The sequence below is a fragment of the Vibrio sp. 10N.261.55.F4 genome (genome assembly GCF_041470465.1).
GTDB lineage: Bacteria > Pseudomonadota > Gammaproteobacteria > Enterobacterales > Vibrionaceae > Vibrio > Vibrio crassostreae_C.
The window spans coordinates 1-281 of the sequence record NZ_JBFRMM010000007.1; the positions used below are offsets into that span (position 1 = coordinate 1).

The 281-nt window shown below is 48.8% G+C and carries 2 tRNA genes; both read left to right on the top strand.

Going from position 1 to position 281, the window contains the following annotated elements:
- The first annotated feature begins 56 nt into the window (after positions 1-56).
- Positions 57-143, top strand: a tRNA-Leu gene (locus tag AB4249_RS05530).
- A gap of 64 nt (positions 144-207) precedes the next feature.
- A tRNA-Cys gene (locus AB4249_RS05535) sits at positions 208-281 on the top strand.

The window sequence follows — 281 nt, forward strand, 5'->3', positions numbered from 1 at the left end:
GACATTAAGATGGTGTTTTACTTTTCAGTAATCGGCATCGCAATAAAGAATTGCGTGCCCTGGTGGTGGAATTGGTAGACACAAGGGATTTAAAATCCCTCGACGTTCGCGTTGTGCCGGTTCAAGTCCGGCCCGGGGCACCATCTATTTGATTATTACCTCGCTTGGTATTAATCAAAAGAGTTGTTCTCTTAAAACACTATTGAAGGCGCCTTGGCAGAGTGGCTATGCAGCGGATTGCAAATCCGTGGACCTCGGTTCGACTCCGGGAGGCGCCTCCA